The organism is Acinetobacter sp. V2 (assembly GCF_001188385.1).
Classification (GTDB): Bacteria; Pseudomonadota; Gammaproteobacteria; order Pseudomonadales; family Moraxellaceae; genus Acinetobacter; species Acinetobacter oleivorans.
In genome coordinates this window covers 1,553,336-1,560,198 of the sequence record NZ_JZFB01000001.1, presented here as the reverse complement: position 1 = coordinate 1,560,198, position 6,863 = coordinate 1,553,336, and the positions used below count along the sequence as shown (strand labels likewise).

Genomic DNA, 6,863 nt, shown 5'->3' with positions numbered 1-6,863 from the left:
CCGTACGCAGGTGCATCTAATGGGCCTGGGTTAACACGAATCGGCTGATTTTCTTGGTTATAACCAAATGCATAGTTTTGCATTTGAGTTTTAGGCACATTTACATAGCTATGTTTTAAGCCAAGATCTGGAAAAATAGTTTTTTCTAAGACTTGGTCGAAAGGTTTATTCATAGACAAAGCAACAACTTTTCCAAATAAACCAATGCTTGGATTTGAATATTGTCGATATTCACCGATTGAGTTTTTAGGCTTCCAGTCTTTGAAAAAAGTTAAAACTTGCTGATCTGTTTGGACTCCATCTGGAAACTGTAAGCCAAGGTTGCCACTTGTATAAGTAGCAAGTTGAAGTAAATTAACTTGATCAATCGGTGTATTTTTTAATTCTTTCCAATATTTTCCGGGTGTGTCTTTAAAAGAAATTGTTCCTTTTGTTTTGGCATATCCGCCAGCTGTAGCGGTAAATAATTTACTGACTGAACCGAGCTCAAAAATGGTACTGCTATTTACGGCTTTTTTATCTTGAACGGATTGTAGACCATAATACGTTTCATACTTTTTATTATTTTGGATGACGCCAACAGCCATACCGGGCACATTATATTTTTCTAATAACGGTTTAAAGTTTTGATCAACCAGTTTCTTAATTTCTTGCTCTTTTGGTGTATTCCCTGCATAAATTGAGGTATTAAAAATAAAAAGAGGGGATAAAAATAAGCAAGAAATTTTGTTAAATCGCATGATTAACTCATAAATTATTAAAAATTAAAGATGTGTACTTTTATAACAAAAATCTCATAATTTGATTGTTATGTTTTATAGAGTAAGTGCTTTACCTAAATATAAAAAAAAGCCCAACTGAGTCGGGCTTTTTGGCAGTAGCAACCAGATTAGTAGCTTTCTGGTACTGCACTTAAAAATTCACGGCGTGCTTCTTTGTCAGTTTTAAAATCTCCGACAAATGAAACTGTACGAGTTGTAGATTCCTGTTTACCTACACCACGCATCATCATACACATGTGCGCTGAATCGATAACGACAGCCACACCACGTGCGCCAGTCACTTCAGCTACAGCTTCAGCGATTTGCTGAGTTAAATTTTCTTGAATTTGCAAACGACGAGCAAACATCTCGGTAATACGCGCAAATTTAGATAAGCCAAGAACTTTGCCTTCTGGTAAATAGGCAACATGAACACGGCCATAGAATGGGAGGAGATGATGTTCGCAAAGCGAATAGAATTCAATATTCTTCACCAATACCATTTCATGGTTATCTGATGGGAAAACCGCATTATTGGTGACTTCTTCTAAAGTTTTACTATAGCCAGAAGTTAAATATGAAAAAGCTTTAGCCGCACGCACAGGCGTATCTTTAAGGCCGGGACGATTAAGGTCTTCACCGACGGCAGTCAGAATGTTTGCGTACGATTGCTGCATTGACATAAGGCGTATAAATTTACTCTATTAGACAAGCTCGGCATTGTATCAGAAACATGCCCTGATGTTCATAACTCGTCGCACTATATTTATCCTGTTCGGCACGCATTAGATAAATGGTGAATAAATTTCATGTTTTTTATCGTTAATAGTCAATTATTTGAGCATGAAATGTGCAACTAATAGAGGTAAGTTATAAATATCGCCTGATGGCATCATATTTGCAAATATGCCGTACTATAGAGCATAAGGATAAAACATGTCAGAACGTCCAATCACCTTTTTTTTTCGTGGTAGTCAGCAACAAGTAGAAAATGTATTACCCACCATGACAGTCTTACAATTTTTACGAGAATATAATCAATCGGGTAAGACTCGCCAGACTGGTACAAAAGAGGGCTGTGCTGAGGGCGATTGTGGTGCATGTACAGTAGTGATTGGTGAGTTGGTCAATGACAACCTGCAATTGCGCAGTGTGAATGCGTGTATTCAGTTTTTACCGACTTTAGATGGTAAAGCCCTATTTACAGTAGAAGATCTGCATAATTTATTGCCTGCACTAGATGGAACACTTCACCCAGTACAACAGGCAATGGTGGATATGCATGGTTCACAATGTGGTTTTTGTACGCCCGGTTTTATCATGTCGCTATGGTCAATGTATGAAAATGAGCAACAGTCGCCAAGCAAAGATCAAATCAGCGATTATCTTTCTGGAAACTTGTGTCGCTGTACAGGCTATCGCCCTATTTTAGATGCAGCACAAAAAGCATATGACTATCCGCGTGTTTTATTAAACCGTCAAAAAATAATTGATGTATTAAAAGAGATACAAGCTTTACCTGCATTACATTTAAATGATCATGGTCAACAATTCTTTGCACCAAAGACTTTGCAGGATTTTGCCGCATTGCGTTTACAGTTACCGCAAGCGCGTATTGTTGCGGGTAGCACAGATGTCGGTTTGTGGGTAACAAAGCAAGGGCGTGATTTAGGCGATATGCTTTATATTGGTCAGGTTGATGAGCTGAAAAAGATTGTAGTCACAGACCATGCTTTAACGATTGGGGCAAATGTCAGTTTGAGTGATGCACTCATCAAAATCTCAGAGTTTTATCCTGACTTTCAAGAATTACAGCGCCGTTTTGCTTCCATGCCGATTAAAAATGCAGGAACTTTGGGTGGAAATATTGCCAATGGTTCGCCTATTGGTGACTCAATGCCGGCATTAATTACCCTAGGTACACAATTGATTTTGCGTGTAGGTGAGCAGACCCGTGAAATCGCCTTGGAAGACTTTTATTTAGACTATCAAAAAACAGCATTACAGCTTGGTGAGTTTGTTGAGGCGATTGTTATTCCGCTTCGTGAAGGGCAGACGCGTTTTAAATTTGCTAGCTATAAAATTGCCAAACGTTTTGAGCAAGATATTTCTGCGGTATGTGCGGCCATTTCATGTGAGTTCGATACTCATCATGTCGCTCATAATGTCAGAATTGCTTTTGGTGGCATGGCTGCTATTCCCAAACGTGCAAAATATGCAGAAGCCATATTGGAAGGTCAGCAACTTACAGCAGAATTGATAGCTACGGCTCAAGAGGTATTGTCGCAAGATTATCAACCTTTAGATGATGGGCGTGCTAGCTCGGCATATCGATTACACGTCGCGAAAAACTGTTTACAGCGGTTTTATGTAGAAAAAGCCCTGTCTCAAACGATTACTCGTGTGAATGACTTGATTGCTATGGTGGAGATCTAACATGAATCAAACCATTGACTTAAGAGTTTCTAAAAAATCTGCTAAAGCAGGCGACTCGATTCCACACGAGAGCGCCCATTTACATGTGACTGGGCAGGCAACTTATATTGATGATTTACCTGAGCTTGAAAATACTCTGCATCTGGCAGTTGGATTTTCAAATTGTGCCAAAGGTAAAATCAGTAAGTTTGATTTGGATGCAGTACGTCAGGCTGACGGTGTCCATGCAGTTTTTTCGGCAAAGGATATTGAGGTTGAAAATAATTGGGGACCAATTGTAAAAGATGACCCAATTTTTGCCGAAGAGCAGGTTGAATTTTATGGACAAGCCCTGTTTGTGGTTGTTGCCGAAAGTTATCAGCAAGCCCGTCAGGCAGTTCGCTTAGCAAAAATTGAATATGTGCCCGAAACTCCAATTTTAACGATTCAAGATGCGATTGAAAAAGAATCGTGGGTGTTACCGCCTGTTGAATTTAGCCATGGTGAAGTTGAACAGGCATTTCAAAACGCAGCCCATCAACTTTCTGGGGCGATTGAGCTGGGCGGCCAAGAGCATTTTTATCTTGAAGGACAAATTTCCTATGCGATTCCACAAGAAAATCAGAGCTTAAAAGTCTATTGCTCGACACAACATCCAACCGAAATGCAGTTACTGATTTGTCATGCATTAGGCATGAATATGCATCAGGTCAGTGTGGAAAGTCGCCGTATGGGTGGTGGGTTTGGCGGTAAAGAGTCGCAATCGGCGCAGTGGGCATGCATTGCATCTTTGGCAGCACAAAAAACAGGCCGTCCGTGTAAATTACGTTTAGATCGTGATGATGACATGAGTGCTACAGGAAAACGTCACGGTTTTGCTTATGAGTGGTCTGTAGCCTTTGATGACAGTGGTGTTTTACAAGGCTTAAAAGTACAACTGGCTTCAAACTGTGGTTTTTCGGCAGATCTTTCTGGGCCTGTAAATGAACGAGCGATTTGCCATATTGGTAACGCCTATTATTTAAATGCAGTTGAGCTACGTAACTTACGTTGTAAAACCAACACTGTGTCCAATACTGCATATCGTGGTTTTGGTGGACCGCAAGGCATGTTTGTCATTGAAAATATTATTGATGACATTGCTCGTTATTTAGATTGTGACCCAGTTGAAACTCGTCAACGTAATTTCTTTGCCGAGCAGCCCGGTGCTGGACGTGACCGTATGCATTATGGGGCAGAAGTCCGTGATAATGTTGCGCCAAAATTGGTAGCCGAATTATTGCAAAGTAGTGATTATGCGAAACGCAAACAGAGCATTCATGCCTTTAATCAGAGCAATGACATCATTAAGCGTGGTATTGCGTTAACCCCATTAATGTTCGGCATTTCATTTAACGCCGTGCATTACAATCAAGCTGGTGCATTGGTCTATGTATATATGGATGGTACTGTCTCTATTACCCATGGCGGTACAGAAATGGGACAGGGTTTATATTCCAAAGTACGGCAGGTCGCTGCACATGAGTTAGGTTTACCCATCGATAGCATTCGCTTAATTGCAACCGATACTTCTCGTGTGCCTAATACTTCGGCAACTGCAGCATCGAGTGGCGCAGATCTCAATGGTAAAGCTGTGCAAAATGCCTGTATTAAAATTCGTGAGCGTCTGGCAAAACTTGCAGCAGAAATAAGTGACAGTGACGCTGACCAAATCCACTTTGAAGATAGTATGGTTTCAACAGCGAATGGTCATTCATGGACTTTTCCTGATTTGGTTCAACGGGCATATATGGCGCGTGTACAACTCTGGGACAGCGGTTTTTATAAAACGCCTGAAATTCACTATGATCAGGTCAACCATTTAGGGCGTCCATTTTTCTATTATGCCTATGGCGCAGCGGTCAGTGAGGTTGCAATAGATACCTTAACTGGGGAAATGAAAGTGTTACGTGCCGACATTTTGCATGATGTTGGACGGTCAATTAACCCTGCAATTGATATAGGGCAAATTGAAGGTGGTTTTGTTCAAGGGATGGGATGGCTCACCACAGAAGAGTTATATTGGCAGCCACAAGGACCACACGCAGGCCGCTTGTTTACCCATGCACCTTCAACTTACAAAATCCCGACCAGTGTGGATATTCCTCATATTTTTAATGTGAAACTGTTTGATAACCAAAACCAGGCAGACACCATCTACCGCTCTAAAGCAGTAGGTGAACCTCCATTTATGTTGGCATTATCTGTTTTTTCTGCAATTCGTCAGGCAGTACAGGCAGCTATTCCAGAAAATGCACCGCTTGTACTCAATGCTCCGGCAACTGCCGAGGAAATTTTACGTGCAATTGCGATTGGACGAGGACAAGCTTTGGCTGACCGCCCACAAGCTAAAATGTAGAAAATTATGCAACATTTACAATGGTGGACTGATTTTGTAGCGTGGCAAGTCGATGCTCTGCCTATGGTATTGGTCACAGTAGTTCGCGCTGATGGTTCAACACCACGAGAGGTTGGTGCAACCATGTTATTGCGGTTTAATTTACAACAGCAATGGCAGCAGTCCGATACGATCGGTGGTGGGCATTTAGAGTTTCAGGCTATTGATATTGCTAAAGCAATGTTAAAAGAAACGCAAACTTGTGTGAGGCGTATTGAACGCTTTAACCTCAGTGCTCGGCTGGGACAGTGTTGTGGCGGAGTAATGTGGTTATTGTTTGAAAAAATATCACCCGCTACGATCGCATCGGATTTATCTGCGAGTTTGCAAGCATGGCGAGACGGAAAGCATATATGGCGTACCGTCTCACATCAATATGCATCCACTTGGCAGACTATAGATATGGACCAGCAATCAAGTTTCGAGTTTCCGTCTGTCAGTAGTGAAGAATGGCAATTTGGGCAGCAGATTCAACCTTATGCCATGCAAGTGCTGATTTGTGGAGCAGGGCATGTAGGGGAAGCAATTGTCCGTTGTTTATTGCCTATTGGTGTTCGGGTGAAATGGATTGATCTACGTGATGATATTTTCCCATTAGACTTACTGGAACAGGTGCAATGTTTAACGACTGATACATTAGACGCCGAGATTGAACAATTTGACCGTTCAGGTGCAGTTTTAATTTTAACTCATGATCATCAATTAGATTTGCAACTGTGTTTTTCAGCCTTGAAACCTGCGGCAAAACCATTTGCTTATGTAGGAATGATTGGTTCAAAAAGTAAAAGGGCTATTTTTGAAAAACGTATGCAAATACGTGGTTATACCCCAGAAACATTACAACGTTTGGTTTGTCCGATCGGGATAGAGGGGATTTCATCGAAACAACCTGCAACGATTGCCGTTGCAGTAGTTGCTCAATTATTACAGGTGTTTGATGTAAAAAAATGATCCTAAAAGATCATTTCTTTTGTTCGAACTTTGGATTTTTTTCTGCACGTTTAAGCAGCACGAGAACAGCACCTGTGCCACCTTGATTTTCAGGGGCACTTACAAATGCCAAAACATCGCGGTGTTGACGTAACCATCCGTTGACATAGGTTTTTAAGACCGCTTCTGGGCCTTTACCATGCACAATTTTGATGACATTTTGATTTTCATCTTTTGCCATCTGAATAATTTGTAAAACTGCGTCACGTGCTTGCTCAATAGTACAGCCGTGTAAATCTACAGCTTCAAACCAGCGCATC

General features: G+C 41.1%; 6 protein-coding genes. 3 read left to right on the top strand and 3 right to left on the bottom strand.

Going from position 1 to position 6,863, the window contains the following annotated elements; genetic code table 11:
- Together UC75_RS20575 and folE are read right to left on the bottom strand one after the other, a co-directional pair.
- Positions 1-740 (bottom strand): serine hydrolase (locus UC75_RS20575; RefSeq protein ID WP_228137225.1); only part of this gene is annotated, 740 nt, incomplete at its 3' end.
- Positions 741-889: 149 nt separating this feature from the next.
- Positions 890-1,438: a GTP cyclohydrolase I FolE gene (folE, locus tag UC75_RS07125; protein WP_001187844.1), complete on the bottom strand. Its 549-nt coding sequence runs from the start codon at positions 1,436-1,438 to the stop codon at positions 890-892.
- 259 nt (positions 1,439-1,697) lie between these two features.
- On the opposite strand from folE, the gene xdhA reads away from it, so the two are divergent.
- Genes xdhA through xdhC form a run of 3 tightly spaced genes read left to right on the top strand, consistent with a single transcriptional unit; the run spans position 1,698 to position 6,564 of the window.
- Positions 1,698-3,197 (top strand): xanthine dehydrogenase small subunit, encoded by a 1,500-nt coding sequence (gene xdhA / locus UC75_RS07120; RefSeq protein WP_049837147.1) that lies wholly within the window; start codon positions 1,698-1,700, stop codon positions 3,195-3,197.
- A 1-nt stretch (position 3,198) separates the two neighbouring features.
- The gene (xdhB, locus tag UC75_RS07115; protein ID WP_049837146.1) at positions 3,199-5,574 is read left to right on the top strand and encodes a xanthine dehydrogenase molybdopterin binding subunit; all 2,376 of its coding nucleotides are present in this window, start codon (positions 3,199-3,201) and stop codon (positions 5,572-5,574) included.
- 6 nt (positions 5,575-5,580) lie between these two features.
- The gene (xdhC, locus tag UC75_RS07110) at positions 5,581-6,564 is read left to right on the top strand and encodes a xanthine dehydrogenase accessory protein XdhC (protein ID WP_049837145.1); all 984 of its coding nucleotides are present in this window, start codon (positions 5,581-5,583) and stop codon (positions 6,562-6,564) included.
- A gap of 10 nt (positions 6,565-6,574) precedes the next feature.
- Here the strand turns inward: xdhC and UC75_RS20570 are convergent.
- Positions 6,575-6,863: Smr/MutS family protein (locus tag UC75_RS20570; protein ID WP_228137147.1), on the bottom strand; the 289-nt coding region annotated here is incomplete at its 5' end.